1 tRNA gene is annotated in these 211 nt (G+C 55.0%); it reads left to right on the top strand.

What is annotated here, in order from left to right:
• The first annotated feature begins 127 nt into the window (after window positions 1–127).
• Window positions 128–204 (top strand) — tRNA-Asp (locus OGV85_RS00025).
• Window positions 205–211 lie beyond the last annotated feature (7 nt).

The raw sequence follows: 211 nt of genomic DNA, 5'->3' as shown, positions 1-211 counted from the left end.
CTCAGAAGTGAAACGCCGTAGCGCCGATGGTAGTGTGGGGTCTCCCCATGCGAGAGTAGGGAACTGCCAGGCATCAAATTGCAGTAAACCGGGATGAAGAATCCGGGTAGTGACAAAGAAATTCGGTGGAGCGGTAGTTCAGTTGGTTAGAATACCTGCCTGTCACGCAGGGGGTCGCGGGTTCGAGTCCCGTCCGTTCCGCCACTTATTA

It is taken from the genome of Citrobacter sp. Cf132 (assembly GCF_030333885.1).
In the GTDB taxonomy this organism is placed as follows: domain Bacteria; phylum Pseudomonadota; class Gammaproteobacteria; order Enterobacterales; family Enterobacteriaceae; genus Citrobacter; species Citrobacter freundii.
This window is presented reverse-complemented; position numbering and strand designations above follow the sequence as displayed.